This is a genomic window from Kitasatospora sp. NPDC101801 (assembly GCF_044766665.1).
GTDB lineage: Bacteria > Actinomycetota > Actinomycetes > Streptomycetales > Streptomycetaceae > Kitasatospora.
Window position 1 is genome coordinate 36,681 of record NZ_JBIWML010000039.1, and the last position, 25,688, is coordinate 62,368.

Here is a 25,688-nt window from a genome sequence, read left to right on the forward strand (position 1 = left end):
CAGCCCGTAGTCGAACGCATGCGGTGTGCATGAATCCGGCGGCGGTGGGGTAGTTCCTGACGCATATCGTTTCTTGTACGGCTGTGACCCCGGGGGCGGCTGAGACCCACGGATGGCGTGAGTGGGGTCGGTAACGGGGCAGCCGGGCAGGGAGCCCTTCCCCCCGAGTTCTCTTGAGCCCGTCAGGAGTAAAGCCGTGCTGCATCCCATCGAGTCCAGCGTCCGTGCCGCCGCCCAACCGGCGGCCCGCAGTACCACCGCACCGGCGGTGGCGGCGCAGCGGCTCGAGCACCAGGAGGACAGTCCCTGGCACACCGGGGCGGCCTGCCGACGGGACGAGGCCGGGCTGTTCTTCGCCCCGTCCAAGGAGCCCACGGCGGCCCGGCTGTCCCGGGAGGAGCACGCCAAACAGGTCTGCGCCCGCTGCCCGGTCCTGCTGGAGTGCCGGGAGCACGCCCTCGCCCAGCCCGAGCCCTACGGCGTCTGGGGCGGCCTCACGGCGGCCGAGCGCCGGGTGGTGCTCGCCCGCCGCCGGCGCCGGGAGGCCGAGCTCCGGATCCCGACCGCCCGCCGGATAGCCGGCTGAGCTCTCGGCAGGTGCTCCGGGTCTACGGTCCAGGGGCCCGGGGAACTGCGAGGAGGTCTGGCGTGCGGGTCGCGGCGAAAGTGCCTGACCGCCTACCCGACGATCACCTTGCACCAGGCCGGCGTCGCAGTTCCCCGAGCCCCTGACTCCGGAGCGGGCTGAGCACCTGCCCCCGGAGCCGGAGGCTCAGTTGGCGCGGTCGAAGTCGATCGCGCTGTAGGCCCGCAGCTTGGAGAGCTTGTGGGTGGAGTCGATCTGACGGATCGTCCCGCTCTTCGAGCGCATCACCAGCGAGCTGGTGGTGGCGGTGGCCTGGCGGTAGTGCACGCCGCGGAGCAGCTCGCCGTCGGTGATGCCGGTGGCGACGAAGAACACGTTCTCGCCGCTGACCAGGTCGTCGGTGGTGAGCACCCGGTCCAGGTCGTGGCCCGCGTCCAGGGCCTTCTGCCGCTCGGCGTCGTCCTTGGGCCACAGCCGGCCCTGGATCACGCCGCCCATGCACTTCATGGCGCAGGCCGCGATGATCCCCTCGGGGGTGCCGCCGATGCCCATCAGCAGGTCGACGCCGGTGCCCGCGCGGGCGGTCATGATGGCGCCGGCCACGTCGCCGTCCGAGATGAACTTGATCCGGGCGCCGGCCTCGCGGATCTCCTTGACCAGGCCGTCGTGGCGCGGCCGGTCCAGCACCATCACGGTGACGTCCTCGACCGAGCTGCCCTTGGCCTTGGCGACCCGGCGGATGTTCACGGCGGCGGGGGCGGTGATGTCGACGTAGTCGGCGGCCTCGGGGCCGCAGACCAGCTTGTCCATGTAGAAGACCGCGCTCGGGTCGAACATGGTGCCGCGGTCCGCGACGGCCAGCACGGCGACGGCGTTGGCCATGCCCTTGGCGGTCAGCGTGGTGCCGTCCACCGGGTCGACCGCGACGTCGCACTCGGCGCCGGTGCCGTCGCCGACCCGCTCGCCGTTGTAGAGCATCGGGGCTTCGTCCTTCTCGCCCTCACCGATGACGACCACGCCGTTCATCGACACGGTGGAGACGAGGGTGCGCATGGCCTTCACGGCCGCGCCGTCGGCGCCGTTCTTGTCGCCCCGGCCGACCCACCGGCCGGCCGCCATGGCGGCGGCCTCGGTGACCCGGACGAGTTCGAGGGCGAGGTTCCGATCAGGGGCCTCCGGGGCCACGATCAGGGAGCTGGGGAAGTTGCTGTGCTGGGCGGTCATCGTCGATACCTCTCTGTACGCGACGGCCAGAGCGCCCGACAAGTGCCAGGTCGAACGCCGTGATGAGGGTCCTGCGATCGTATCTGTCCACCCGATGACTGTCTGTGGCGCACCCCCGGCTGGCCTCGCACTGCGTTCCCTGCCGGGGCTCCGGCGGCCGGTTCACCCGTCCGTGAGGACCCCGGTGGTAGGGCCGGGGGAGGGGATGGTTCACGATGAGGGGGTGGCAGGGAAAAGCAGCATGAGAGGCCGGCAGACGGTACGGGACATGGTCCTGTCGATGCTGGCGATCGGTGGCGTGGTCTTCGTCGGGTACCTCTTCATCCCGCACTCCGAGGGTTCGGGGTTGAAGGCGGTCGACTACCGCTCCTCGGCGGCCTCGGCCAAGCGCGCCGCGCCGTACCCGGTGCTGGCCCCGGAGGGCCTGTCCGAGCGGTGGAAGGCCACCTCGGTCGAGTACAACCAGGACAAGAAGCGCCCGAAGGCGTGGCACCTGGGCTTCCTCACCCCCGGCGGTCAGTACGCGGCGGTGGAGCAGAGCGTGGAGCCGCGCGAGCAGGCGGTCAACACCGCGGTGGAGGGCGCGAAGCCCGACGGCACCGCGACGATCGGCGGCCAGGAGTGGCAGCGCTACCAGGGCAAGTCGTACCGGGCCCTGGTGGTCCAGAGCGGCAGCGCCACCACGGTGGTCACCGGCAGTGCCGGCTGGGAGGAGCTCACCGAGTTCGCCCGGTCGCTCCGCTAGCCCCGGAACCGAACGAAGCCCCCGGCCGTGGCCGGGGGCTTCGTCGTACCTGCGGGGGTCACCGTCAGACGGTGGTGACGACCTCGTCGTAGGCCAGGCGCGGGGAGCGCGGGTACCAGGCGTTCTCGCCCGGCTTGCCGATGTTCACCACGGCCAGCACCGAGTGGTCGCCCTCGGGGAAGAACTCCTTGTTGATGCCCTCGGCGTTGTAGCCGGTCATCGGGCCCGCGGCCAGGCCGGCGGCGCGGATGCCGACGATGAAGTACGCGGCCTGCAGGGCGCCGTTGAAGTGGGCGGACGCCTCGCGCACCGGGCGCTCGGTGAAGAACAGCTCGGCGGCCTGCGGGAAGGACGGGAGCTGGGCCGGGAGCTCCTCGTGGAACTCGTTGTCGGCGGCCAGGATGGCGACCAGCGGGGCGGCGGCGGTCTTGGCCTTGTTGCCGTCGGCCAGGTGCTGGACCAGGCGCTCGCGGCCCTCGGTGGAGCGGACCAGGACGACGCGCAGCGGCTGCTGGTTGAACGCGGTCGGGGCGTACTTGACCAGGTCGTAGACGGCCTGGATCTGCTCGTCGCTGACCGGCTCGTCGGTGAAGGTGTTGGCGGTGCGGGCCTCACGGAAGAGCAGGTCCTGGGCGGCGGCGTCGAGAGCCAGGGTCATTACGGGTCCACCTCTACGGGATAAACGTCTTCGTCACGGAGCAGCGGTTTGCGCGCCGTTCGGTACGGTCCAACGTTAGGTGAAACTTAAACCATTCCGCAACTGCCCTGTGAACCACATCACATGAAGAGGGCGGCTATTCGCCGGCGGTCTCCCCGCCCTCGGCGGCCAGCGCCGCGTCGAGCTGGGCCCGGGCGCCGTCCAGCCAGCGCTGGCAGACCTTGGCCAGCTGCTCGCCGCGCTCCCAGAGGGCCAGCGACTCCTCCAGCGGAACGCCGCCCGCCTCCAGCTGCCGGACCACGTCGAGCAGCGCGTCCCGCGCCTGCTCGTAACCGAGGCCGTCGTCCGCGTTATTCCCCTGCTGCTCCGTCATTCCGTCAGGGTAGGCGCTGCGACGGACAATTCGGGTGTGTCCCGCCGTCGCGGCTGGCTACCCTCGGCGCCATGACGCCCCAGGTGAGACCCGCCACCCCCGAGGACGCCGCCGAGCTGGTCCGGCTGCGCGGCCTGATGTTCGAGGCGATGTCGGGGCGGCCCGACCCGGGCGGCTGGCAGCCGGCCGCCGAGCGGGTGCTGCGCGAGCGGCTGGCCGGGCCGGACGAGCTGCGCACCATGCCCGCCTTCGTGCTGGACGACCCGGACCGCCCCGGGCGGCTGGCCGCCTGCGCGGTCGGCACCCTGGAGCACCGGCTGCCCGCACCGGGGCACCCCGACGGGCTGTTCGGCTTCGTCTTCAACATCTGCACCGACCCCGGCCACCGCCGCAAGGGCCACGCCCGGGCCTGCACCGAGGCCCTGCTGGCCTGGTTCGACGCCCGTCGGGTCACCAGGATCGACCTGCACGCCACCGAGGGCGGCGAGGCGCTGTACCGCAGCCTCGGCTTCCACGAGCACTCCGTCCCGCTCTCCCGGCAGCGGCTGCTTCAGTCCTGACGGGCGGTCACCTCGAAGGCGCCCTCGGCGACCCGGGCGTGCAGCAGTTCACCGGGCGTCAGGTCGGCCGGGTCGCCGACCACCCGGCCGTCGGCGTGCTGGAGCACCGCGTAGCCGCGCTGCAGGGTGGCCAGCGGGGAGAGCGCGACCACCCGGGCCAGGGTGTGGCCGAGGTCGGACTCGGCGGCGTCCAGCCGGTGGCCGAGCACCCGGCGGGAGCGCTCCAGCAGGGCCGCGACCTGCTCGGCCGGGCCGTCCACCAGCCGGTGCGGGGCGGCCAGCGCCGGACGGCTGCGCAGCCCGGCCAGGCCCGCCTGCTCGCGCTCCACCCGGTGGGTGATGTGCCGCCTGGCCCGGTCCCGGAGCTGGTGCACCCGGGTCAGCTCCTCGTTCACGTCCGGCACCACGCGCTTGGCGGCGTCGGTCGGGGTGGAGGCCCGCAGGTCGGCGACGAAGTCCAGCAGCGGCTGGTCCGGCTCGTGCCCGATCGCGCTGACCACCGGGGTGCGGGCGGCGGCCACCGCCCGGACCAGGCCCTCGTCCGAGAACGGCAGCAGGTCCTCGACGCTGCCGCCGCCCCGGGCCACGATGATCACGTCCACCTCGGGGTGCTCGTCCAACTCCCGTACGGCGGCGGTCACCTGGGCCACCGCGGCGCCGCCCTGCACCGGGACGTTCCGGACCTCGAAGCGGACCGCGGGCCAGCGGCGCCTGGCGTTCTCCAGCACGTCCCGCTCGGCGGCCGAGCCCCGGCCGGTGACCAGGCCGATGCAGTGCGGCAGGAACGGCAGCCGCTGCTTGCGCTCGGTGGCGAACAGGCCCTCGCCGGCCAGCTTCCGCTTCAGGTGCTCCAGCCGGGCGAGCAGCTCGCCGAGGCCGACCAGGCGGATCTCGGTGGCCCGCAGCGAGAGGGTGCCCCGGGCCACGTACCACTCGGGCTTGGCGTGGACCAGCACCCGGGAGCCCTCCTGGACGTCCTCGGCGACCTGCTCGAAGACCTGCCGGAAGCAGGTGACGGTCAGTGAGACGTCCCGGTCCGGGTCACGCAGCGTCAGGAACACCACGCCCGCCCCCGGCCGTCGGCTGAGCTGGGTGATCTGACCCTCCACCCAGACCGCCCCGAGCCGGTCCACCCACCCGCCGATGAGTGCGGAAACCTTGCCGACCGGGATCGGCGCCTCGGGTGAGCTGGTGTTGGCCATACCGACGAGGCTAACCGGGCCCACCGACGCCGCGCCCGCTTCGGCTCCGGGGTTTCGGCCCTAGGGTGGGACCGGCGAGCAGAGGTCAACTTCGGGGAGCGGCGGGCTGATGGTGATTTCCAAAGGTGCGAACGTGCCGGTGGCGGTGGCCGAGGTACTGGTCGAGCTGGGCTGGTCGACCGGTCCCGGCGTGCCGGACGCCGACGCGTCCGCGCTGCTGCTGGCGGGTGGCCGGGTCAGGTCCGACGCGGACTTCGTCTTCTACAACCAGCCGCAGGACGTCTCCGGCGCGGTCCGGCACTCCGGGAAGCGGTCCGTGCCCGGTGGGGTGGTGGACGCGCTGACCGTCCGGCTGTCCGGGCTCGACCCGGCGGTGGGGACGGTCGTGCTGGCGGCCTCCAGCGACGGTGGCCGGTTCGGCGCGCTGCCCGGGCTGTACCTGCGGGTGCTGGACGCGGCCTCCGGGGCGGAGCTGGTCCGGTTCGAGGACCACGGGGCGACCACCGAGACGGCCTTCGTGCTCGGCGAGCTGTACCGGCGGGGCGAGGGCTGGAAGTTCCGCGCGGTGGGCCAGGGGTACGACTCCGGGCTGGCCGGGCTGGCCACCGACTACGGCATCCAGGTCGACTCGGAGCCCGACCGGGCGCCGGTCACCACCCCGGCCGCCGCACCCGCTCCGCCCGTCGCCCCGCCCGCACCCCCTGCTGCCCCGCCCGCGCCGCCTGCCGCGCCGCCCTTCGCCGCACCGACGGCGGCGCCCCCGATGGCCCCGCCCGCCGCCGCGCCACTCAACTTCAGCAAGATCACGCTGACCAAGGAGGCCCCGCGCCTCTCGCTGCGCAAGCACGGTGCGGTCGGCGGTCTGCTCCGGGTCAACCTCAACTGGGCGCCCGCCGCCGGCGCCGTGCCGCAGCGGCAGCAGTCGGGTGCCACCGGCTGGCTGGCGAAGCGGATGCGGGGCGTCGGCCAGTCCCCGATGGCGGGCCGGGACCTCGACCTGGCCTGTCTCTGGCAGCTCCGGGACGGCAGCTCCGGCATCGTGCAGGCGATCGGCCAGCGGTTCGGCGCGTTGCACCAGCCGCCGTTCATCCAGCTGGCCAACGACGACCGGACCGGCGCGGTGACCACCGGCGAGGACCTCTGGATCAACCTGGACCACGCGGACCTGATCCAGCGTCTGGTGGTCTTCGCGTTCGCCTTCGACAACCAGCCGCTGACCGGCCTGAACGGCCTGGCCACCCTCTACCCGGCCACCGGCGCGCCGGTCGAACTGCCGCTGGACGGCTGCGACTTCCCGGCCACCAGCTGCGTGGTCGCGCTGCTGGAGAACGACGGCGGCGGGCTGGTGGTGAACCGCGAGGGCCGGTACTTCCAAGCGGTCGACGGCCACTCGAACCACCAGCAGATCGACGAGGCGTACGGCTGGGGCCTGAACTGGAGTGCGGGCCGGAAGTGACCCGGCGGAGGTCAGCGCCCGCGCCGGACGGCCGGGCTCTGCACCACCAGCACCAGCAGCCCGACGGCCAGCCAGCTCGCGCCCACCCACTGCGCGGTGCTGGACGCCTCGACCAGTACCCAGGCGATCACCGCCATGCCCAGCAGCGGGATCAGCAGGTGCCGGAACCAGTCCCGGGAGTCGCCCCGGACGGTGTACCAGCCGATCACCGAGGCGTGCAGCAGCCCGAACGCGGACAGCGCGCCGACGTTCACCACCGAGGTCAGCTGGTCGAGCCCGTCGTCCCGGCCGGCCGCCCAGGCCGCCGCCACCAGCGTCACGGTGGCGGCGGTCAGCAGCGCCCGCCTGGGCACCGCCGTCCGGGCGTCCACCGCGGCCAGCGCCCGGGGCAGCCGCCCCTCCCGGGCCATCGCGAACAGCAGCCGGCCGGCCGCCGCCTGTCCGGCCAGCGCGGCGAAGGCGGCGCCGATCGCCTTGCTGACCGCCACCAGGGTCTGCAACCAGTGCCCGATCGAGGCGTCCACGGTGTCGTAGAAGGCCGACCCCTGCGCGGCCGGGTCGGCCGCCAGCTGCTGCGGCGTCACCGGGGTGAGCAGCGCGGCCAGGTAGGTCTGGGTCACGAACAGCACCCCGGCCAGCGCCAGGCACCAGAGCACCGCCCTGGCCACCGCCGCCGAGGCGCCGACCGCCTCCTCGACGAAGGAGGCGATCGCGTCGAAGCCGAGGTAGGAGAGCACGGCCACCGAGACCGCCGAGACCACGGCGGTCAGCGAGAAGCCGCCGACCCCGGTCAGCGGTGAGAGCCAGTCCCGTTCGGCGCCGTCCCTGGCCAGCACCACCACGGCCGAGACCACGAAGACCGTCAGCACCACGATCTCCAGGGCCAGCACCGCCAGGCCGACCGCCGCCGCCGTCCGGACCCCGGTCAGGTTGAGCGCGGTGGTCACCAGCACGGCCAGCACCGTCCAGACCCAGCGGGAGACGTCCGGTACCAGCGAGTGGAGCGCGATCCCGGAGAACAGGTACGCCACCGCCGGGATCAGCAGGTAGTCGAGCATCGCCATCCAGCCGGCCACGAACCCCCAGTTCTCGCCCAGCCCGGCCCGGGCGTACGCGAAGACCGACCCGGCCCGTGGCACCGCCCGGACCATCTGGGCGTAGCTGTAGGCGGTGAACCCCATCGCGACGGTGGCGGCCAGGTACACAGCGGCGACCGCGCCGTGGCTCTTGGCGTCCAGCACGCCGAACACGCCGACGGGTGCCATCGGGGCGATGAACAGCAGCCCGTAGACCATCAGATCGCGTACGCCCAGGCTCCGGCGCAGGGCGCCCGGGGCTCCACTCTGCTCAGCCATGCTCAAATTTGAGCACTTTTGTCCTCTTGTATCCGGTAGCCGGTACCCGTCGGCGCGGCCCGGGGCCGCCCGTACCATGGGAGCCATGTCCAACTCTGCGCAGCGCCGTGTCCTGCTCGCCGCCCCCCGGGGCTACTGCGCGGGCGTCGACCGCGCCGTCATCGCCGTGGAGAAGGCCCTCGAGCAGTACGGGGACCCGATCTACGTCCGCAAGGAGATCGTCCACAACAAGTTCGTGGTGCAGACCCTGGAGAAGCAGGGCGCGATCTTCGTCGACGAGACGGAGGAGGTGCCGGAGGGCTCGATCGTGGTCTTCTCCGCGCACGGTGTCGCCCCGTCCGTGCACGACGAGGCCAAGATCGGCAAGCTCGCCACCATCGACGCCACCTGCCCCCTGGTCACCAAGGTGCACAAGGAGGCCGTCCGGTTCGCCGACGAGGACTACGACATCCTGCTGGTCGGCCACGAGGGCCACGAGGAGGTCGTCGGCACGATGGGCGAGGCGCCCGACCGGATCCACCTGGTGGACGGTGCCGAGGACGTCGCCAACGTGCAGGTCAGGGACGAGTCCAAGGTGGTCTGGCTGTCCCAGACCACGCTCTCGGTGGACGAGACGATGGCCACCGTCGGCGAGCTGAAGAAGCGCTTCCCGCTGCTGGTCAGCCCGCCCAGCGACGACATCTGCTACGCCACCCAGAACCGCCAGGTGGTGGTCAAGCAGATCGCCCCCGAGACCGACCTGCTGATCGTGGTCGGCTCCAAGAACTCCTCCAACTCGGTCCGCCTGGTCGAGGTCGGCCTGGAGTACGGCGCCAAGGCCGCCCACCTGGTGGACTTCGCCGACGAGATCGACGAGAGCTGGCTGGACGGCGTCACCACGGTCGGCCTGACCAGCGGCGCCTCCGTCCCGGAGATCCTGGTCGAGGGCGTGCTCGCCTACCTGGCCGAGCGCGGCTACGGCGACGTGCAGACGGTCAAGACCGCCGAGGAGCACCTGATCTTCTCGCTGCCCAAGGAGCTCCGCCGCGACCTGCGGGCCGAGGCGGCCGGAAAGCTGTAGCGCGGTTCGAGCCGTCGGCCCGTACGTTTGTCCACAGGTCTGTGGATGGATGGAGGTTCGCGGTGACGGCTGTGTTCGGTGTGGACATCGGTGGGTCGGGCATCAAGGGTGCCCCGGTCGATCTCGGACGGGGCGCCCTGGCGGAGGAGCGGCACAAGGTGCTGACGCCCCGTCCGGCCTCGCCCTCGGCGGTGGTCGAGGCGGTCCGCGAGGTGGTCGAGCACTTCGGCCACCAGGGGCCGGTCGGCCTGACCTTCCCCGGGGTGGTGGTCGGCGGGCGCATCCACACCGCCGCGAACGTGGCCAAGGACTGGATCGGTCTGGACGCCGCCGGACTGTTCCGGGAGACCCTGGACCTGCCCGCCACGGTGCTGAACGACGCCGACGCGGCCGGCCTGGCCGAGGTCAGGCACGGCGCGGGCAAGGGCCGGGACGGCGTGGTGCTGCTGCTCACCTTCGGCACCGGTATCGGCAGCGCCCTGTTCACCGACGGCGCGCTGGTGCCCAACACCGAGCTGGGCCACCTCGAACTCCGTGGCAAGGACGCCGAACGCCGGGCCTCCTCGGCCGCCCGCGAGCGGCACGAGCTGAGCTGGGCCGAGTGGGCGGAGCGGGTCGACGAGTACCTGGACCTGGTGGAGATGCTGTTCTCGCCGCAGCTGATCATCGTCGGCGGTGGAGTGAGCCGGAAGCACGACAAGTTCCTGCCGCTGCTGAAGGAGCGCCCGGCGGAGGTGGTCCCGGCGCTGCTGCGCAACGACGCGGGCATCGTCGGTGCCGCGATGGCCGCCGACGCGAGCGGCTGACGCCGTCCCGCCCGTCCTGAGCCACCGTCAACCAGGCGTCCGGGCCGCCGGTTGACCGGTGGTCAGGAGGTGCGGCTGCGCCGGATCCGGCGCTGGGCCAGGAAGCGGGCGGCCACGATCACCAGGGCCAGCCCGGTACCGGTGAACAGCCAGCCCGCCCGCAGTGCGAGACCGCTGGCCAGCGCCACCACCTGACCCGTCACCCCCGACGCCGAGCCCGGCGCGAAGCAGACCAGCGCCAGCGCGAACGCGATCGGCCCGCTGATCGGCGCGGCCGGCAGGTCCGCCAGCCGTACCCGGACGGCCAGTTGGAAGCAGACCAGCAGGTAACCGAGGCCGAACAGCACCCCGAGGTCGTCGAACAGCAGCCGGTCCAGCCCCGCCGCCGCCACTGTCGCGACCAGCGCCAGCACGCCGGTGCCGACCGCCGTCAGCCGGGCCGGCGGCCCGCTCCGGGCCTTCGGCCGGCCGCGCAGCGGGAGCGGTACCGGCAGGGTGAGCCGCAGCTTCGGCTTCGGGACGGCCGCCCGGGCGTCGGGGGGCGTGGCAGGCCCCGGTACGGCGGCCTCGCCGGCGCCGGTCGGCGGTCGGCGTCTGGGCCCTGGCGGCTGGGTACGGATGCTCTGCTCCACCCGTCCAACGTACGGTCCGATCATCGCCACACTGTGTAATGGCGCGTTCGCCTCATTCCGTGTCCCCGGCCGGCGTAACGTCCGGGAACGAACCACCGATCGGCGGGCGCCCGGTCGGGGCCCGGCCTCGCCCGCCCGCACCGTCGCCGCCCGCACCGCCGCCGCCCGGCCCGCCCGGGTGCTGGCGCCCGAGGTGTACGGCAGCGGCGGGCGGCTTCGTCCCGGTGGCCCGGCGGCGCGGTGTGACCGGGGCCGTAGACTTGGCGATCGGCTCGGGGCACCCGCGCCGCTCCACGCCCTCCGAGCCCACGGGACTTCGCTACATGTCGCTCACGATCGGAATCGTCGGCCTGCCGAACGTCGGCAAGTCGACCCTGTTCAACGCCCTGACCAAGAACGACGTGCTGGCGGCCAACTACCCGTTCGCCACCATCGAGCCCAACGTGGGCGTCGTCGGCGTGCCGGACGCCCGGCTGGCCGTGCTGGCCGAGATCTTCGGCTCCCAGCGGATCCTCCCGGCGACGGTCGACTTCGTCGACATCGCGGGCATCGTCCGCGGCGCCTCGGTCGGCGAGGGCCTGGGCAACAAGTTCCTGGCGAACATCCGCGAGTCGGACGCGATCTGCCAGGTCATCCGCGCCTTCGTCGACCCCGATGTGGTGCACGTGGACGGCAAGGTCTCGCCGAAGGACGACATCGAGACCATCAACACCGAGCTGATCCTCGCCGACCTCCAGTCGATCGAGAAGGTCCTGCCGCGGCTCCAGAAGGAGTCCCGGCTGAAGAAGGAGAGCGCGGCCACCCTGGCCGCCGCCGAGGCCGCCCAGAAGGTCCTGGAGTCCGGCAAGACCCTGTTCGAGGTCGGCTTCGACGCCTCCTCGGTCCGGGAGCTGCACCTGCTCACCACCAAGCCCTTCCTCTACGTCTTCAACGTGGACGAGGAGGAGCTCACCAACGAGGAGTTCAAGACCGAGCAGCGGGCGCTGGTCGCCCCCGCCGAGGCGATCTTCCTCAACGCCAAGATCGAGTCCGAGCTGATCGGCATGGACGACGACGAGGCCCTCGAACTCCTCCAGTCCATGGGCCAGGAGGAGACCGGCATGTCCACCCTCGGCCGGGTCGGTTTCGAGACCCTCGGCCTGCAGACCTACCTGACGGCCGGTCCGAAGGAGGTCCGCGCCTGGACCATCAAGAAGGGCGCGACCGCCCCCGAGGCGGCCGGTGTGATCCACACCGACTTCCAGAAGGGCTTCATCAAGGCCGAGATCGTCTCCTTCGACGACCTGGTCGAGTGCGGCTCCATCCCCGAGGCCCGGTCCAAGGGCAAGGCCCGGATCGAGGGCAAGGAGTACGTCATGCAGGACGGCGACGTGGTGGAGTTCCGCTTCAACGTGTAGCGCATAACGGCGGGGCCTTTATCACCCCAGATCCGTAGCTGCAAACAAGCAGGTCAGAGCCCATGCGGCCCGGATGCTCTTCGGAGTAATCCGGGCCGTTTCTGTGTGTTCCTCGGCATGGTGGTGACTTGGGGGTGACCTATCTGACGTGGAATCAGCGATCGGGTGGGCACCAGCGACGACCCCGTCCAGGTGAGCCGTGGGCGGTTTCCTGTTCTCTCAACTGCCACTCCTTGACCGCGCCGTCTCAGCCCCGGGAGCATCGAACGCGACACCAGCCACCAGGGAGGGGAACGACCGTGAAGCTGACGCGTCTGGTCGGAGAGTGTGAGCGGGGAACCTGCCCGACGATCTATGCGGTGGAGGGCTCGGACGATGTGGTCGTCCAGGGCTACGACGTGGAGGAGGCCGAAGCGCTGGCGACGATCCAGCTCCCGAACGGGGAGAGTGCCGTTCGCATCCCGGCTTCGTTGATCAGGCGGTACGCCAGTCAGTACGGAGGAACGTCAGTGTCCATCTCGGGCGACGAGTTCGACAACCTGTTCTCCACGTTCCAGCGCGAGGCATTCCGACTGGAGACGTTGGACGACTACACCGGTTCCTCGAACCCGGAGAGTGTCCGAGCGTTTCTCGCTGGCGAATCCCAGCCTGCCGACTACAACCAGGATTGGGTTGACGAGGTCCGGGGGAACGTCGAGTCCGGTAAGCGCATGTACCGAGTCCACATTGTCTCGCGCCCCCTGACGCCGTATCTCCGCTTCGAACTCGGGTGGGGGTACGCCAAGAATGCGACGGCCGGGGAGGAGTTCTTCATCCTCGACACCACCGACCAGCCGAACCCCCTCGAAGGAATTCCTGACTTCTGGGCCTTCGACGAGACGTCGGTCGTCACGATGAAGTATGGCGACGGCGGAGTGTTCAACGGGGCGGATTTGGAGCCCGCTGCCACAGAATGGCTGCGCCACCGGGACACGGCTCTTCGGTACGCAGTCCCGTTCGCCGAGTGGTGGGAGCGGTACGGCACCGAGTGAAAAGCACAGACCTCGGTAAAGCGCTGCGGGAACTGCGACTGGCCAGCGGTAAGGAGGCCAAGGCGGTTGCCCGCAGCGCTGCCATGTCTCCAAGCAAGCTCAGCAAGATTGAGAACGGCCATCTCGCGCCCAGCGTGATCGACGTGGAGCGCATCCTCACTGCCCTTGAAGTGCCTGATGAGGTCAAGGCCCAGCTGATCGAGACAGCCCGTGTCGTGGCTACGGAGGCCACTGCCTGGAGCATCCACCGCCGGGCCGGCCTGCACAAGCATCAAGATGAGATCCGAGCCATTGAGGCGACGACAGGTCTGCTGCGGATCTTTCAGGCGTCGTGCATCCCGGGTCTTCTCCAGACACCGGAGTATGTGCGTGCTGTTCAGCAGAAATCCGAGCTTTCAGATGATGCCTTGGAGAAAATGATCGGCGCCCGTATGCGCCGACAAGAGGTTCTGTACGACAGCTCTCGCAGGTTTCACTTCATCATCACCGAATCCGTTCTCCGGTGGCGACTTGTGCGGCCACCCATGATGGCGGCTCAGCTGGATAGACTTGCCGCCATGTCTCGCATGTTGAACATATCGCTCGGAATTGTCCCGCTGTCGGCTCCAATGCCGGAGCTTCCAACTTGCTCCTTTGTTCTCTTTGATACGCGCCTTGTGATTGTTGAGATCCCTCACGCCGAGATCACCACGCGCGAGCCGAAGGATGTGGAACAGTACGTCCGCAAGTTCGACTCCTTCGATCGGGTGGCCCTGGCCGGATCCGAGGGGCGAGCCCTGATCGAGGGAATCCGGGACGAGTTTTTGAGAGAACAGGAAATCGGCTAGTCCGGCGAGTTCGGCACCCCTAGCATGGTCGCTCACCCATAAAGCCGAGCGAAGGGGAGTCAGGCATGTCCGTAGCGATGGAAAGCCAACCCGGTCAGGCTGAACCGCTCGCCGTGATGCGCTACGAGGTGTTGAAGGCAGCCGGGTCACACGTCCTACGGGATGTGGTCCTCGGCGAGTTCTGCACCCTGCCGGACGACTCCGGCCGACCGGTGCTGCTGGCGTTCCCGGACGCCTACCACGCGCGTCTGTGGCTGATGGTGGCGGACACCCGCAAGCGGTACGCGGCGAACGCCACGAGGGTCCGGGCGGAGCAGGGGCAGAAGCCGTTGCAGGAGCACGCCGAGTGGCTGCGGTTCGACCTCTACGCTCCCGCGCTGGCCGACCCGTCCACCGAGTCCGAGAGGCCCGATCCGGTGGCCGCTGAGATGGCCTGGCAGGCGGCGCTGAACACGGAGCGCGGGCGGCATCGCCACCAGCACTGACTACCCCAATTGGTCTGATGATCACGGGATTTGGTGTCCTGGGGGTGGGGTGCGGGATCGTGGGCTGACCGCGCGAGCGGCGCGCGGGAGTGGCCACCAATGAAGGGGCGAACCCATGAAGAAGATCGCTGCGAAGCTCTGGCGGATCATCCGGGGTCCGATGCAGTGGCGCGTCCTGTGGCTGTGGCACTCGAAGTTCATGGTCGGGGTCACGGGCATCGTCCGCGACGACGAAGGGCGGGTGTTGCTGCTCAAGCACCGGATGTGGCCGGAGGGTCGGCAGTGGGGCCTGCCGACCGGCTACGCGAACAAGGGCGAAAGCTTCGAAGAGACGATCATCCGTGAGGTCAAGGAGGAGACCGGACTCACGGTGAAGGTGTGCGAGCTGGCGCACCTGAAGAGCGGATACAAGCTGCGCGTGGAAGTTGCCTTCGAGGCGCTGTACGTCAGTGGACGGATCAAGGTCGCTTCGTTTGAGATCTTGGAGGCCCGATGGTTCTCACCGGACAATCTCCCCGAGGGAGTGCAGGACTCGCACCGACAGCTGATCAGTCGTCAGCGGTTCTGACCCTCGGCCGCTCGCTCACGCCCTCGTGTCTGGGGCCGAACGAGCATCTGGCCGGAGATCTGGCCGAGCGTGCCGAGCTGGCGCATCTGCTGGCCGCGCGGCGGGCGACCGCCGCTCTGGATCAGGCGCACCCGCACATCACGTTCAGCCTGCTGCACTGGGTGCTGGACACCTGGGCGGACGAGTCGGCGAGGGAGGTGTTCCGGCAGGGGGCGGCTCTACTGGCCGATCGTTACCGGGAGTTGGGGTTACACCAGCTGTTGCCGATTGATCGGGTGTGGGTCGGGGTGCGCTCGACCCAGCCGGACGCATTCGGCGGCTTCCACCACCCGAACCAGGGTTACCGGCATGTGCAGTTGGCATCCGTGATCACTCGGTACGGGCGGCTGAGTGATCCCTGTTTGGCGTCACCGGAGTTGGTGGCGCTCGACCTCCTCCGAAGCTACGCGCATGACTGCATCCACTTCGGATCTTTCCGGGAATACCGGCTCCACGGTGGACAGGTGGTTCGGAGCCGGTACGGGATCAACTGGCGTGACTCGCACGGGCGTACGTACTCGACGCCCGATGCGGACGACGCTGTTTCGACCCGGAACATCGGGATCGTCATGGAGGGGGCCACCGACCGAGAGGCCCGGACGATCGCCGCCACGGTGGCCGATCGCCTCGGCCTGGCCGACCGGATCGCTCCGCCCGATCGACTGGCGTTCCGCGACACCACGGGGCGGCTGGAGCCGCCCGACTTCGACCACGCCGAACCCGGGATCGCCACCCGCTTCCACCTGGCGATGGCCGGATACGAACACGCTGTCGGGGCGCGGTATCAGCGCTTCCTCACCGAGATGGGCGGGGCCGACGCCGAGACGCTGCACGGGCCCATAGTCGCCGCCATGATCAGCGGAGACCTGTCCGGCCTGACCGGCTGGCTCGACCACCACCACGGGCGCGGCGCGTTCCGCCGCATCTTCCGTTCACCGGCCTACACCGGTCCCGACCCGGGCGAGTAGGCCGCCCTCGACCGCCCCGGCTGTCCGTCGTTCCCCCGTGACGGATGGCCGGGGCACCAGCATGCCCAGACGGGCCTACAGGGCGCCTGGATGGCGCTCCGGGGGTCGGAGCCTGCCGCGCCTGCTGCGGGCGACGCTGGCCGCCGTTCCGCCCTCGCTGCCGGTCTTGCTCGCGTGGTGGTACTGACAGAGCGCTTGCAGGTTCGCGTACCCGTGGTGATCGCCCCGGCGGATGTGGTCCACCTGGTTTGCCGCTGCTCCGCACGATTCCCCTGTATCGGCCCGGATGGCTTGGCACCGGTAAGCGTCTCGGGCGAGGACGATAAGGCGCCGTTGCGGCCAATCGGCGGGAAGCCGCGCCCGACGCTTTCCATCGTCGAATCCGTTTCTGATCATTTCCAGTGCTTTCGGGGAATCTGGCGGGTGGGATCGGAGATTCGTCGCCAACGATGCCCGGAGCCGATCGGAAATGATGCGACCACCGGAGCACACGATTCGCACGGTGGATGTATCCGGCCGAATCCAAGTTGATGCCCGTAGGCGGCCTGGCCGGCGCATCCATTGCAGAGGCCGAAAGTGGTATACCTGCGCCTAATGAGGTTCCATATTCGGGCCTGTTCGACGGTTTCCTGAAGGTCGGCCGCAGGGGCGTTCATAAAGCCTTTCGAAGGTCAGATCTGAAGGGGACGGGAGAAGTCGCCAGGGTAATTCGGCGTGGGGTTCTCGACCGTCACGACTTAACCGGCCCTGTGGGGCCTTCCTCGGGGCATTCTGCGGAACGGCGCTCTCGCGTGCGTACGCCCGCCCGTTCACGCGGGCCTGCGCGTAGGCCCGGAAACAGGCAGGCCAGCGGCCTGGCCGGCCGAAATCTGGGAACCCGTACAGCGGCTCTTTCGCTAGACCGTAGCCGTCCCCGAGAAGGGCGAGAGGGGGTGTCCCCCAGGGCCTGGAGCCATCCGCGACGCGGACCGGGCTTCGTTCGGCCGGACAGAGCAACACGGATGACGAGTCGAACGGACTCGGAAGGAACGAACGATCAACAACGAATCGAACCGATGATGAGCGAGCCAATGCGGTCTGATGTATTGGATTGGATTCGAAGTCGAGAAGCGGCGACTCATTCTGTCGATTGAGTCGAAGTACGAAGCGCACGACTGTTCTCATTGAGAAACCGGTACGAGTTGCGCGGAAGCGCATCATCCGGATGAGTGCGGATATCGAGTAGAACGCCGATCACTCGAAGTCTCGACTCAGCTTCCCGCCGCTCCCTGGGGTCGGCATAGGCCCCGGAAGCCACCCCCCTCCGGATCACCCCCCACTGACGACACCCCCACGAGCAATAGGGCTTCCTTCCTCGCCCCCGCCCGTCCCGCTTGCCCTCGAACCGGCATCCCGACCGCCTGCATTCCCCTGCCATTGAGGAACCTCCCTACCAATAAGAAAGGGCCGGTCCCCGGAAGTGGGGACCGGCCGTGGAGACCTGCATCAGACAGACTTGGCGCGGATACCGATCGCCCGCCGGGCGTCGAAGATGGTCGCGCCACTGAATGCATCAACAACCGATCGCTCGGACAGGGTGTTCATGTCGGTACCCTTCGTGTGGCGGAGACCATATCCATTCTTCGAGAGGCTGCCGGAGTACCCGGCCGAAGACAGAGCCTCCGGCGCACCGATGGCGAGGCAGAATGCTTCCTTGACGAAGGCGACAGCGCCCGTGACGAAATTGGAGAGGTACACGGAGAAACCGAGGATCGTACCCATGTACTGCCGGTCCTTCTCGGCAGCTCCCTGCTGAATCAGAGTGGAGCTGCCGAAGTCGGCAGCCTTGATGTACGCCGGATCATTCATGATGACCTCGCGGAAGGCAGGGTTGATCACCAGCACCCGGCCGGAGAGTGGCACGTTATTCTCATTTAGCGCTCGGTCAGCCTTCACCAGCGCCGAATGGAAGCTGGTCATAGTGCACTCGATGGCGGCGGGGATGAGCTGACCCTGACCATCTCGGTCAGTCTTGCCATCCGAAGCCACGAACCGGTTCAGCTCAGCAGCGATACGAGTCTCGATATCCTCGGCGACGGCATCAACCTGGGGAGCGACTACCTGCTGAGCGTAGGACTCAAGATTTACGGTGAGATCCCAGCTGTCCGCCTTGACCGAGCTGTAAGAGTGGGTATCGAGAGTCACCGGGATCTCAGTCTCGACCAACGGTGAATCCTCGACCGTGCCACCCTGTGGCAGTCGCTTGGCCTTGAGCGCGGTCGGGACTCGGACCAGTACGGACTTACCCCGGGCCGGCTGGAACTCGGCGACACCCTGTCGAGTCACGAGATTGGGGAGTACGAGACGCTTGGTCAGTGCTTCGAGACCGCCAATCAGAACGGCAGTCGAGATCGCAGAGCGGTTTGCGTTGCCAGTGGAAATGGGCATTCAGAGTCCTTTACTTGGAATGGTAGTAGGAACTGTTCCGGCCATTGCTGATGACCGGATTGGCGTAGCGATCCCGGGCGCCGTACATCAGCGCACCGAGGTTTCTCGGTAGGCCGTGATCGTCCGGGGCCTGACCGGCGGAGCGCAGGGCTTCGACCGGCTGGGCCTGGAGCGGCACAGGCTTCACGGCCTGTGCCAGTGCGGCGGCCTGGGCCTGCATCGTGGCTTCGTCTCCGGTCAGGAAGGAGGCCAGGCCGGCTGGTAGGCCGTGCTCGGTGAGAAGGGCGTTCACGGCCTTCTCGCGGGCGGAATCCTCGGTCTGCTGGCGGAGCTGGTCACGCTCGGCTGTCACGGCATCGAGCTGAGACCGCAAATCACCCTGTGCGGCCGTTTCCGTCGCCGGGTGGGTAACGCCCTCGGGGATCGCCTCGGAAGGCGTCGGAACGGCGCTCCCGCTCAACGGAGACTCCCGTAGAACTGATCCACGAAGAGCCGAGTATCGGCATCGTCGGAATCCCGGATCGTTGGCTCGGCGCCGACAGTGGCGCTGCGGAACAGCTCAGATGCGAAAAGCTCAGACTCCAATACTGTTCCCTCGGCCTGTCGCATCAGGCCGTCGAACGGAATCCGGAGGACATGAGCCAGCTCCACGAAGTGATCCAAGGTCGGCGTGCGGTCTCCCGCTTCCCAGGCGTATACGGCATTCTCGGATACGCCGACTCGATCGGCCACCTGTCGAACGCTTAGGCTGATCTCGATTCGTCGCGCCTTAGCGCGCGTCGGATCGTACATCTCCGCTCCTCCTTCTGGTTGAGATAGATGGAATGAAAAAGCCCCGCCGGAAGGGGCGGGGCCTAGTAGGGGTTCCACTCGGGGTGGAACCTTCCCTCACCCATAGAGAGGTATCCGCTGCCAGATTTGAGGGCAGCGGCAGAGTGTGGCATCGGCCACACCAAGAGTGGGATTCAATGAAGAAGGGCCACCCCGAAAGGTGGCCCCTGGTCATGGCCGCTTTGGGGCGGCCGGAAGTCTCTCCTGTTCTCCGGTTGCTCGCTCACCCGTCGCTCGAACCCGATGGAAGAGAAAGAGCGATTGGCACTCTGTGGCTTGATGAAGCCCTGAGCCGGGTGGGTTTCTTACCCCGGCAGGGGATCAGAACTACCCATTGGGCCCGCCTGCCGGGTACCAGCCTCACCCGGTCAGAACGGCAAGCCGTTGGTTGCCCGCCTACGGTCGGCGGCCGTCTCGACGCCGTGCGCCTTACAGCCTGTGCTGCCGACACCGGTTCGCCAGAGCCATCGGTCCACTACCAGGCAACGACTGCTCGACCCCGGGGATAGCACGCCGCGCTTCACTGCGGTGCGGATCGCGCCTTGGACCGCTTTGGAAGCTGTCGTGACCCCGAGAGTGCTGGCCAGGACGCCGGGGCCGTACTCAGCGTGGCCGGACTGGTTGGCGTCGGAGATCGCCAGCAGCCACACGCGCAGCCACAGGGGGCCGGTGCTCTTGTCGAGAGCCAGGTTGTACGCGCGGTCTCGGTTCATCATCCCGAACGGGATGCCCGCTCCGAAGCTGTTCACCAATCACCCTTCCTGCCGGTCGATCCAGCGCTCAAGGTCCGCTGGTCGGCAGCGCAGCGACTGGCCGATCTTCTTGAACGGGATGCCCTCGGGCCGCCAGTTCTCGTATACCCAACTACGCGGCTTGTTCAGGTAGTTGGCTACCTGCTGTATGTCCATGAGGTTGCTCATCGTGCTCCGGTGAGTGGCGGCCAGCCGGGGTTGGCCGGGGTTGGCGCTGCCGTCTCGTGACAGCGGCGCCACACACCCTACGGTGGATTGAACTCAAAGTGAGCATGGTTCAATATGAGGAACCTCACGCGTGGCGAACTGGAATCGAGACGAGTTCGCTGCCTATGGTCCTCTCATGACACAAACACGCACAGCAACCGGCACAGGCTCTGACCCGCTGCCCCCGGGATGGTCGTGGCGCGCGGACGGCGCGTTGGCCTGGCGGCAGGAGCACGGCCCGTGGCGGGTCGAGATGGCCTGTTCGCCGGGGGCGCCGTTCAGCGGTCCATACGAGATGAAGGTGTGGCTCGATGCTGGCGGCGACGCGACTCAGGAAGCCATGGACGCGGCGGAGGAGAGTGACGGCATCCCGTCCGCTCTCCTGAACCGTCTGCCGCTCGCCGAGATCAAGCAGACCGCCCGGCGTCTGGTGGCCGAAGCATCCCCAGAGCCACCCTGGCCCGTGCCGAAGCGATGCGCCACGGACGAGGACTTCGCGTTGCTCGCTGCCGAGCTGGTGAGGATCAAGGCCACCGGTGCCAGCGCTCCGCAACAGGTTCTCGCCGATCGCCTGGGCGTCGGCAAGGCAACCATGTCCGAGCGCGTAAAGCGTGCTCGGGGTCGCGGTCTCCTTGCGACCGACCGAATCGAACTCACCGACAAGGCACGGGAGTTCTTGGCGGCGCTCGGCGACCCTCCGGCCGCCGGCTGACCGGCAACGAAGATCCGATTCACAAGTAAGGCGAGTACGTAAGTGGCAAGTGTCCTGAAGAAGTGCGAGTGCAACACCCCGAAGTGCGGACACCCGTGGACTGTCCGCTACCGGGAGCCGGGAGGCAGGCAGGGCAGGAAGCGCGAGAAGTCGTTCCGGCTCAAGAAGGATGCCGACGCCTTCGCGCTCAAGGTGGAGAGCGACAAGAACGAGGGCGTGTTCCTCGATCCGGAGCGGGGCAAGGTTCCGATGCACGGGTGGTCGGCGGACTGGCTGTCGCGGCACGTGGTGAACGAGTCCACCCGGAGGAACTACCAGGGGTTCATCGACAACCACCTGATACCGGCACTCGGCCGGAAGACCATCCTCGGCGTCACGTTGGCGGACGTGAAGGCGTTGCAGGCGACGATGGCCAAGAAGCTTGCAGTGTCCACGGTGAACGACCGGCTCGGCGTGCTGTCCGCGATGATGGGCGCGGCCGTAGACGAGAAGCGCATCCCCGAGAACCCGTGCAAGGGCTTGAAGCCGCTCAAGGCCGGGACGGATGCCGTAGACCCGGACGAGATTCCGACGCTGGCTGAGGTCAACGCCATCGCTGCTGCCATGTCGCCGCAGTACCAGCTAGCGGTGTGGCTGATGGCCGGTGCCGGGCTCCGGATCAGTGAGGCTCTGGGCTTCTCGGCCGAGTGCAAGCGTGATGGCTTCGTACGTCTGCGTCGGCAGATCAGCAGCAAGGCCAACAACGAGGGATGCCGTACCAGGCTGGTGCCGCTCAAGCACCGGACGGCGGACGAGTACCGAGATGTGCCCGTGGCTCCGTTCCTGGCTGACGAGATCGACGCGCACATAGAGCACTGGGGAACGGTGACCGTGGAAGGCGTCGAAGTGCTGTTCTCGCCGCGCGAGCGCGGCAAGGGGTACATCCCGACTGCTTCGACCTTCGGCTACCACTGGAACAAGGCTCTCAAGGCCGCCGGGCTGGAAGGCAGCGGCTACACGCCCCACTCGCTCCGCCACTTCTTCGCCAGTACCGCGCTGGCCGGTGGCGTGCCCATCCTCGAAGTGAGCCGGTGGCTCGGCCATCGGTCGATCAAGACCACTGCTGACATCTACGGCCACTTGACCGCTGAAGCGCCGGAGCGCTGCCGTCAGGTGATACAGGCCGCCTTGCGCCCGAAGGTCACCCTTCGCGCGGTGGCCTGAGTGGTGACTACCCGGCGGCGTGGTGACTCCGTGGTGAGTGGTGACCTGCGGAGGCGCCGAAACCCTTGGAAACACTGGGCAGGATGCCAGTCGTGCGATGTTCCGCTTCAACGTCTGAGCGGATGAAATAACACCACGTTGACGGCCTGGCAAACGTGCAGGTCAGATGAGGTCGGCTCTTCCGGGGGTCGGCCTCTTCCCGTTTCCCGTGCTGGGAAGGTGCTGGGAAATCTGACCCTCCATCAGCTGGATGATCCCTCCGGGAGGGTTGCCAGTGGTACGTTATCAGGTACTACTTTGGGGAAAGGGTCAGGTCATGTCCATAACTGCGAGCGAAGCCCGCAAGGCTCTCTTTCCGCTGATCAAGCAGGTCAACGACGATCACGAGGCCATTGAGATCGTCTCCAAGCACGGTAACGCCGTGCTCGTCTCGGCCGAGGACTATGCGGCGCTGCGCGAGGGCTCCTACCTGCTGCGCTCGCCTGCGAACGCACGGCGTTTGCTCAAGGCGTACGAGAACGCCCTGGGTAAAGTCAATGTGTCAGAGCGCGAGCTGATCTATCCGGACCCAGTGGAACCTGCCGTGGGTGCTGCGTGAGGCTTGTCTTCGAGGACCAGGGCTGGGAGGACTACACGTCCTGGCTCAAGAGCGACCGCAAGATGCTCGCTCGGATCAACCGGCTCATCGAGGACGTCAGGCGTGACCCGTTCTCAGGGATCGGTAAGCCCGAACCTTTGAAGTACCACCTGCCGGGGGCGTGGTCGCGGCGGATCGACGACGAGCACCGCCTCGTCTACCTGGTGACGGACAAGGAGATCGTCGTCCTCGCGGCTCGGTACCACTACTGACCGCCCGTGCTGGGAGGGTGCTGGGATGGCCCTCTCAAAGGAGATATTTCCGCAGGTCACAGCTCTGCGCTCGACGTTCCGCTTCAACGTCTGACGCCTGATCGGAGGACGGTGCCCGGCCCGCCTCTGGCGGGCCGGGCACCGTCGGTGTCGCCTGGGGTCACCTCTCGTAGCGGTAGCGGTAGCGGCACCGGGCGCTCAGGACGACAGGGCGGACGGTCAGCCGGGCAGGCCGAGGCGGGGGCCGCCGTGGTCGTGCAGGCGGCGGAGGAAGGCGAGGACGCCGGCCGTGCCGCCGGCCCAGGTGGCGGAGGAGCCGGCCAGGTCGGCGTCGGGGAAGGTGGGGCGGGCCCAGGTGCCGCCGCTGCGGGCCAGGACGAGGGTGGCGACGGTGCGGGCGGCGTCCCGGAACTCCTCCGACCCGGTGGCCACCGCGACGTCGACCAGCAGGTCGCCGACCCCGGCGAGGCCGCAGCACTGGGTGACCAGCGGCATCCGGGGGGCCAGGTCGGCGCAGGTCCGGGCGGTCCGCCGGGCGAGGAGGAGGTACGCCGGTTCGTCGAGACGGTCGGCGGCCCGGACGAGTACCGAACCGATCCCGGCCAGCCCACGGCACCACGAGCCGTACCGGCGGGTGGCCCCCGGCCGGCTGGTCGCCGCGATGATGCCCGGGGTGACGGCGGCGAGGCGGGCGCAGGCCGCCCGGGCCCGGGCGACGGCGGCCGGGTCCCCGGTCGCGGCGGCGTGTTCGAGCAGGAAGTACGCGACGCCCGCCTCGCCGTGGGCGAGACCTTCGCGCAGCGCGGCGGTCCCGACGTTGGCGGTGCCGGTGGGGGTGAGTCGGGCGGTGCCGGTGGCCAGCAGCCGGGCGCACTCGGCGGCGATGCCGAGGTGGTGGTCCGTGAGCCAGGGGTCGGCGGACTGCCGGGCCAGCAGCAGCCGGCCGAGGCCGATGCCCGCGACGCCCTCGATCAGGTCGGCCTCCGGCGGGCCGCCGTCCGGCCCCTCGGTCGGCAGCGCGGGACGGTCCGATGCCGGGTCCAACCCTGCTGCGGAGAGGAAGAGCTCGACACCGGTGTGGCCCGAGTAGAAGCCGGGCGACAGGGTCCTGGACTGGTCGGCGGTCCACCGCGCCAGTGCGTCGACGGCCTCGCGGACCTCGGGGCGGTGGGTGTGCTGCAGAAGTTCCAGCCCCAGCCCGGACGTTCCGCCGTAGACGTCGATCGGGGCCGGGACGGCCGCGCGGGCGGAGAGCGTCGGGTCCACGATCCGGTGGGCCTCGTCGAGGCAGAACGCGGTCGCGTGCTCGATGATCCCCGCCAGCAGGTCATCGTCGATCCGGGGCGGTCGGGACAGCGGCGGGGAGCTCCGTCGGGGCGAGGTCCCGGTGCGCAGGCGGGCGGCGCCGGCTGCCCGTACGGCCGGATCCAGGCTCAGCAACTCGGCTATCGCAGAACGGAGTTCGCGGTGTCCGGGGAGTGCCAGGTCCAGGCCGAGCAGGGTCCGGTCCCGGTTGACCACGGCGTCGGGATCGACGATCACCGGGTCCATGCCGGTGGCGGCGAAGCACAGGGTCGCGCCCAGGGCGTAGTAGTCGTCGGCGGCCACGGCCCGCCCGGCCGCGCGCTCGACCGGCCCGCTGTAGCCGGGCGTTGCCCCGGCAGGACCGGTGCCGTCCAGGGAGCTGACGCCGAAGTCGATCACCCGGCAGCGTCCGGCGGGGTCGAGCACGACGTTGTCCGGCTTGAGGTCGCGGAGGATCACGCCCCGGCCGTGGATGTCGTCCAGGACCGCCAGGAGCCGGTCGGCGAGGCCGGCCAGCGTCCGCCCCGGCCGGGCGTCGTCGTCCAGGTACGGGCCGTGCTCCTGGACCTCCCGGCGCAGGTTGCGGTCGCCGCAGTCGCTCAGCACCAGGTACTCGTCCGCCCTGTGCCGGAAGTAGTCGAGCGCCCGGGGCACGCCCGGGACGGAGTCGAGTACGGCGAGCACCGCACGTTCGTTGCGCAGCCGGTCCCGGGTGTCGGCGCCGGATTCGTCCTCGGCCACGAACGCCCGCGCCTGTTTGACCACCACCGGTTGTCCGGATTCCAGGTCGACCGCACGGTAGACGTTGCCCTGCGGTTTGCGCACGATGCCGGCCGTGACCCGGTAGCGGCCGCCGCCGAATCCGGTCGGGGACGGTTTCCCGGTGCGCCCGAGTTCGCCGGCGAAGGGATCCTCGGCCCACGGCGGGCACCGGTAGGCACCGGTGGCCAGACCGTCGAAGACCCGGCCGTCCGGACCGGTCATGATCGACTCCAGCCGTCCGCTCCGGCCGGTCCGGTAGTCACCGGTGAAGGGCCCGTACCGGTAGTAGACGGGGGAGTCCGGGTCGACCCGCCGGTCGCTGACGATCTGCGGGCCCTCCCGGCCGCGCAGTGCGGCGACCAGGTCCCCGGCGAGCGCGACGACGGTGCCGGCCATGGGGTAGACGGTGATCGCCTTGCCGACCGCACCCGCGCTCCGCACCCCCGAGTTGATCGCCCGCAGCGTCTCCGGATCGCGGGCGAACTTCGCGTGGCAGACGTGCCGTCGCAGGACGGGGAGGACCAGCTCGGTGACGTCCGCCAGGTCGCCCGGGCGGGCCGACACGTGCAGCTTCCAACCGTGCTCCATCGCCGGCATCCGCGGATCGTTCAGGTACGACCAGACGTCGTCGGACCATCCGCTGCGGCCGGCGATGGGCCCGGTCACCG

General features: G+C 69.2%; 28 protein-coding genes. 16 read left to right on the forward strand and 12 right to left on the reverse strand.

Annotation, left to right across the window (positions count from 1 at the left end):
- Positions 1-196 precede the first annotated feature (196 nt).
- Positions 197-586: a WhiB family transcriptional regulator gene (locus tag ACIRPK_RS30250; RefSeq protein WP_403044222.1), complete on the forward strand. Its 390-nt coding sequence runs from the start codon at positions 197-199 to the stop codon at positions 584-586.
- Between the two features lie 186 nt (positions 587-772).
- Here the strand turns inward: ACIRPK_RS30250 and glpX are convergent, their stop codons facing one another.
- Complete coding sequence (gene glpX / locus ACIRPK_RS30255) at positions 773-1,810, reverse strand: class II fructose-bisphosphatase (RefSeq protein WP_403044224.1); 1,038 nt, start codon at positions 1,808-1,810, stop codon at positions 773-775.
- Between the two features lie 241 nt (positions 1,811-2,051).
- Between glpX and ACIRPK_RS30260 the strand changes: the two genes are divergently transcribed.
- Complete coding sequence (locus ACIRPK_RS30260; protein WP_403044226.1) at positions 2,052-2,555, forward strand: DUF4245 domain-containing protein; 504 nt, start codon at positions 2,052-2,054, stop codon at positions 2,553-2,555.
- Between the two features lie 64 nt (positions 2,556-2,619).
- Here ACIRPK_RS30260 and ACIRPK_RS30265 read toward each other — a convergent pair whose 3' ends face one another.
- Together ACIRPK_RS30265 and ACIRPK_RS30270 are read right to left on the reverse strand one after the other, a co-directional pair.
- Positions 2,620-3,213 (reverse strand): malonic semialdehyde reductase, encoded by a 594-nt coding sequence (locus ACIRPK_RS30265; RefSeq protein WP_403044227.1) that lies wholly within the window; start codon positions 3,211-3,213, stop codon positions 2,620-2,622.
- Positions 3,214-3,349: 136 nt separating this feature from the next.
- Positions 3,350-3,586, reverse strand: a complete 237-nt coding sequence (locus ACIRPK_RS30270; RefSeq protein WP_403044230.1) for an exodeoxyribonuclease VII small subunit — start codon at positions 3,584-3,586, stop codon at positions 3,350-3,352.
- A 71-nt stretch (positions 3,587-3,657) separates the two neighbouring features.
- Here ACIRPK_RS30270 and ACIRPK_RS30275 point away from each other — a divergent pair, with 71 nt between their 5' ends.
- Positions 3,658-4,146, forward strand: coding sequence for a GNAT family N-acetyltransferase (locus tag ACIRPK_RS30275; RefSeq protein ID WP_403044233.1), 489 nt, complete (start codon positions 3,658-3,660; stop codon positions 4,144-4,146).
- Here ACIRPK_RS30275 and xseA read toward each other — a convergent pair.
- Entirely contained in the window at positions 4,137-5,348 is a 1,212-nt protein-coding gene (gene xseA, locus ACIRPK_RS30280; RefSeq protein WP_403044236.1) for an exodeoxyribonuclease VII large subunit, read from the reverse strand. The genes ACIRPK_RS30275 and xseA overlap by 10 nt on opposite strands.
- A gap of 109 nt (positions 5,349-5,457) precedes the next feature.
- On the opposite strand from xseA, the gene ACIRPK_RS30285 reads away from it, so the two are divergent.
- Entirely contained in the window at positions 5,458-6,804 is a 1,347-nt protein-coding gene (locus ACIRPK_RS30285; protein ID WP_403044239.1) for a TerD family protein, read from the forward strand.
- 11 nt (positions 6,805-6,815) lie between these two features.
- On the opposite strand, the gene ACIRPK_RS30290 is transcribed toward ACIRPK_RS30285, so the two are convergent.
- The gene (locus tag ACIRPK_RS30290; protein WP_403044241.1) at positions 6,816-8,159 is read right to left on the reverse strand and encodes an APC family permease; all 1,344 of its coding nucleotides are present in this window, start codon (positions 8,157-8,159) and stop codon (positions 6,816-6,818) included.
- 85 nt (positions 8,160-8,244) lie between these two features.
- Between ACIRPK_RS30290 and ACIRPK_RS30295 the strand changes: the two genes are divergently transcribed.
- Together ACIRPK_RS30295 and ppgK are read left to right on the forward strand one after the other, a co-directional pair.
- Entirely contained in the window at positions 8,245-9,219 is a 975-nt protein-coding gene (locus tag ACIRPK_RS30295) for a 4-hydroxy-3-methylbut-2-enyl diphosphate reductase (RefSeq protein ID WP_403044244.1), read from the forward strand.
- Positions 9,220-9,281: 62 nt separating this feature from the next.
- Positions 9,282-10,025 carry a polyphosphate--glucose phosphotransferase gene (gene ppgK, locus ACIRPK_RS30300; protein WP_403044246.1) on the forward strand — a complete coding sequence of 248 codons (744 nt, stop codon included), beginning with the start codon at positions 9,282-9,284 and terminating at the stop codon, positions 10,023-10,025.
- Between the two features lie 62 nt (positions 10,026-10,087).
- Here the strand turns inward: ppgK and ACIRPK_RS30305 are convergent, their stop codons facing one another.
- Complete coding sequence (locus tag ACIRPK_RS30305; protein WP_403044249.1) at positions 10,088-10,657, reverse strand: DUF6542 domain-containing protein; 570 nt, start codon at positions 10,655-10,657, stop codon at positions 10,088-10,090.
- A gap of 323 nt (positions 10,658-10,980) precedes the next feature.
- Here ACIRPK_RS30305 and ychF point away from each other — a divergent pair, with 323 nt between their 5' ends.
- The 6 genes from ychF (at position 10,981) to ACIRPK_RS30335 (ending at position 15,972) form a co-directional block, all read left to right on the forward strand.
- Positions 10,981-12,054, forward strand: coding sequence for a redox-regulated ATPase YchF (ychF, locus tag ACIRPK_RS30310; protein ID WP_403044251.1), 1,074 nt, complete (start codon positions 10,981-10,983; stop codon positions 12,052-12,054).
- A gap of 509 nt (positions 12,055-12,563) precedes the next feature.
- Entirely contained in the window at positions 12,564-13,085 is a 522-nt protein-coding gene (locus tag ACIRPK_RS30315) for a DUF6879 family protein (RefSeq protein ID WP_403044318.1), read from the forward strand.
- The gene (locus tag ACIRPK_RS30320) at positions 13,082-13,912 is read left to right on the forward strand and encodes a helix-turn-helix domain-containing protein (RefSeq protein WP_403044254.1); all 831 of its coding nucleotides are present in this window, start codon (positions 13,082-13,084) and stop codon (positions 13,910-13,912) included. The genes ACIRPK_RS30315 and ACIRPK_RS30320 overlap by 4 nt, the downstream gene beginning before the upstream one ends.
- 65 nt (positions 13,913-13,977) lie before the next feature.
- Complete coding sequence (locus ACIRPK_RS30325; RefSeq protein ID WP_403044256.1) at positions 13,978-14,397, forward strand: hypothetical protein; 420 nt, start codon at positions 13,978-13,980, stop codon at positions 14,395-14,397.
- A gap of 115 nt (positions 14,398-14,512) precedes the next feature.
- The gene (locus tag ACIRPK_RS30330) at positions 14,513-14,965 is read left to right on the forward strand and encodes an NUDIX domain-containing protein (RefSeq protein WP_403044259.1); all 453 of its coding nucleotides are present in this window, start codon (positions 14,513-14,515) and stop codon (positions 14,963-14,965) included.
- On the forward strand, positions 14,890-15,972 hold the full coding sequence (locus tag ACIRPK_RS30335) for a hypothetical protein (protein ID WP_403044261.1): 1,083 nt from the start codon (positions 14,890-14,892) through the stop codon (positions 15,970-15,972). Before ACIRPK_RS30330 ends, ACIRPK_RS30335 begins: the two co-directional genes overlap by 76 nt.
- 1,485 nt (positions 15,973-17,457) lie before the next feature.
- On the opposite strand, the gene ACIRPK_RS30340 is transcribed toward ACIRPK_RS30335, so the two are convergent.
- From ACIRPK_RS30340 to ACIRPK_RS30360, 5 genes are all read right to left on the reverse strand, one after another.
- Complete coding sequence (locus tag ACIRPK_RS30340) at positions 17,458-18,399, reverse strand: P22 phage major capsid protein family protein (protein WP_403044264.1); 942 nt, start codon at positions 18,397-18,399, stop codon at positions 17,458-17,460.
- Positions 18,400-18,409: 10 nt separating this feature from the next.
- Positions 18,410-18,859: a hypothetical protein gene (locus tag ACIRPK_RS30345; protein WP_403044266.1), complete on the reverse strand. Its 450-nt coding sequence runs from the start codon at positions 18,857-18,859 to the stop codon at positions 18,410-18,412.
- Positions 18,856-19,191 carry a helix-turn-helix domain-containing protein gene (locus ACIRPK_RS30350; RefSeq protein WP_403044269.1) on the reverse strand — a complete coding sequence of 112 codons (336 nt, stop codon included), beginning with the start codon at positions 19,189-19,191 and terminating at the stop codon, positions 18,856-18,858. Before ACIRPK_RS30350 ends, ACIRPK_RS30345 begins: the two co-directional genes overlap by 4 nt.
- A gap of 407 nt (positions 19,192-19,598) precedes the next feature.
- The gene (locus ACIRPK_RS30355; protein WP_403044271.1) at positions 19,599-19,979 is read right to left on the reverse strand and encodes a hypothetical protein; all 381 of its coding nucleotides are present in this window, start codon (positions 19,977-19,979) and stop codon (positions 19,599-19,601) included.
- Between the two features lie 3 nt (positions 19,980-19,982).
- The gene (locus ACIRPK_RS30360; protein ID WP_403044273.1) at positions 19,983-20,138 is read right to left on the reverse strand and encodes a helix-turn-helix domain-containing protein; all 156 of its coding nucleotides are present in this window, start codon (positions 20,136-20,138) and stop codon (positions 19,983-19,985) included.
- 142 nt (positions 20,139-20,280) lie between these two features.
- On the opposite strand from ACIRPK_RS30360, the gene ACIRPK_RS30365 reads away from it, so the two are divergent.
- The 4 genes from ACIRPK_RS30365 to ACIRPK_RS30380 all read left to right on the forward strand — a co-directional run bounded on the left by ACIRPK_RS30365 (position 20,281) and on the right by ACIRPK_RS30380 (position 22,953).
- Positions 20,281-20,901 (forward strand): hypothetical protein, encoded by a 621-nt coding sequence (locus ACIRPK_RS30365; RefSeq protein ID WP_403044276.1) that lies wholly within the window; start codon positions 20,281-20,283, stop codon positions 20,899-20,901.
- A gap of 42 nt (positions 20,902-20,943) precedes the next feature.
- Entirely contained in the window at positions 20,944-22,104 is a 1,161-nt protein-coding gene (locus tag ACIRPK_RS30370) for a tyrosine-type recombinase/integrase (RefSeq protein WP_403044278.1), read from the forward strand.
- A 316-nt stretch (positions 22,105-22,420) separates the two neighbouring features.
- Positions 22,421-22,702, forward strand: a complete 282-nt coding sequence (locus tag ACIRPK_RS30375) for a type II toxin-antitoxin system Phd/YefM family antitoxin (protein ID WP_403044280.1) — start codon at positions 22,421-22,423, stop codon at positions 22,700-22,702.
- Positions 22,699-22,953: a Txe/YoeB family addiction module toxin gene (locus tag ACIRPK_RS30380; RefSeq protein ID WP_403044281.1), complete on the forward strand. Its 255-nt coding sequence runs from the start codon at positions 22,699-22,701 to the stop codon at positions 22,951-22,953. The genes ACIRPK_RS30375 and ACIRPK_RS30380 overlap by 4 nt, the downstream gene beginning before the upstream one ends.
- A 219-nt stretch (positions 22,954-23,172) precedes the next feature.
- On the opposite strand, the gene lanL is transcribed toward ACIRPK_RS30380, so the two are convergent.
- Positions 23,173-25,686: a class IV lanthionine synthetase LanL gene (gene lanL / locus ACIRPK_RS30385; protein WP_403044284.1), complete on the reverse strand. Its 2,514-nt coding sequence runs from the start codon at positions 25,684-25,686 to the stop codon at positions 23,173-23,175.
- Positions 25,687-25,688 lie beyond the last annotated feature (2 nt).

Excerpts from the sequence above, each read along its gene's own strand:
- xseA (WP_403044236.1), bottom strand. The coding sequence starts at position 5,348 with ATGGCCAACACCAGCTCACCCGAGGCGCCGATCCCGGTCGGCAAGGTT.
- ACIRPK_RS30330 (WP_403044259.1), top strand. The coding sequence starts at position 14,513 with ATGAAGAAGATCGCTGCGAAGCTCTGGCGGATCATCCGGGGTCCGATG.
- ACIRPK_RS30340 (WP_403044264.1), bottom strand. The coding sequence starts at position 18,399 with ATGCCCATTTCCACTGGCAACGCAAACCGCTCTGCGATCTCGACTGCC.
- ACIRPK_RS30265 (WP_403044227.1), bottom strand. The coding sequence starts at position 3,213 with ATGACCCTGGCTCTCGACGCCGCCGCCCAGGACCTGCTCTTCCGTGAG.
- ychF (WP_403044251.1), top strand. The coding sequence starts at position 10,981 with ATGTCGCTCACGATCGGAATCGTCGGCCTGCCGAACGTCGGCAAGTCG.
- glpX (WP_403044224.1), bottom strand. The coding sequence starts at position 1,810 with ATGACCGCCCAGCACAGCAACTTCCCCAGCTCCCTGATCGTGGCCCCG.
- ACIRPK_RS30325 (WP_403044256.1), top strand. The coding sequence starts at position 13,978 with ATGTCCGTAGCGATGGAAAGCCAACCCGGTCAGGCTGAACCGCTCGCC.
- ACIRPK_RS30375 (WP_403044280.1), top strand. The coding sequence starts at position 22,421 with ATGTCCATAACTGCGAGCGAAGCCCGCAAGGCTCTCTTTCCGCTGATC.
- ACIRPK_RS30360 (WP_403044273.1), bottom strand. The coding sequence starts at position 20,138 with ATGGACATACAGCAGGTAGCCAACTACCTGAACAAGCCGCGTAGTTGG.
- ACIRPK_RS30275 (WP_403044233.1), top strand. The coding sequence starts at position 3,658 with ATGACGCCCCAGGTGAGACCCGCCACCCCCGAGGACGCCGCCGAGCTG.
- ACIRPK_RS30270 (WP_403044230.1), bottom strand. The coding sequence starts at position 3,586 with ATGACGGAGCAGCAGGGGAATAACGCGGACGACGGCCTCGGTTACGAG.
- ACIRPK_RS30350 (WP_403044269.1), bottom strand. The coding sequence starts at position 19,191 with ATGTACGATCCGACGCGCGCTAAGGCGCGACGAATCGAGATCAGCCTA.
- ACIRPK_RS30290 (WP_403044241.1), bottom strand. The coding sequence starts at position 8,159 with ATGGCTGAGCAGAGTGGAGCCCCGGGCGCCCTGCGCCGGAGCCTGGGC.
- ACIRPK_RS30335 (WP_403044261.1), top strand. The coding sequence starts at position 14,890 with ATGGTTCTCACCGGACAATCTCCCCGAGGGAGTGCAGGACTCGCACCG.
- ACIRPK_RS30285 (WP_403044239.1), top strand. The coding sequence starts at position 5,458 with ATGGTGATTTCCAAAGGTGCGAACGTGCCGGTGGCGGTGGCCGAGGTA.
- ACIRPK_RS30295 (WP_403044244.1), top strand. The coding sequence starts at position 8,245 with ATGTCCAACTCTGCGCAGCGCCGTGTCCTGCTCGCCGCCCCCCGGGGC.
- ACIRPK_RS30260 (WP_403044226.1), top strand. The coding sequence starts at position 2,052 with ATGAGAGGCCGGCAGACGGTACGGGACATGGTCCTGTCGATGCTGGCG.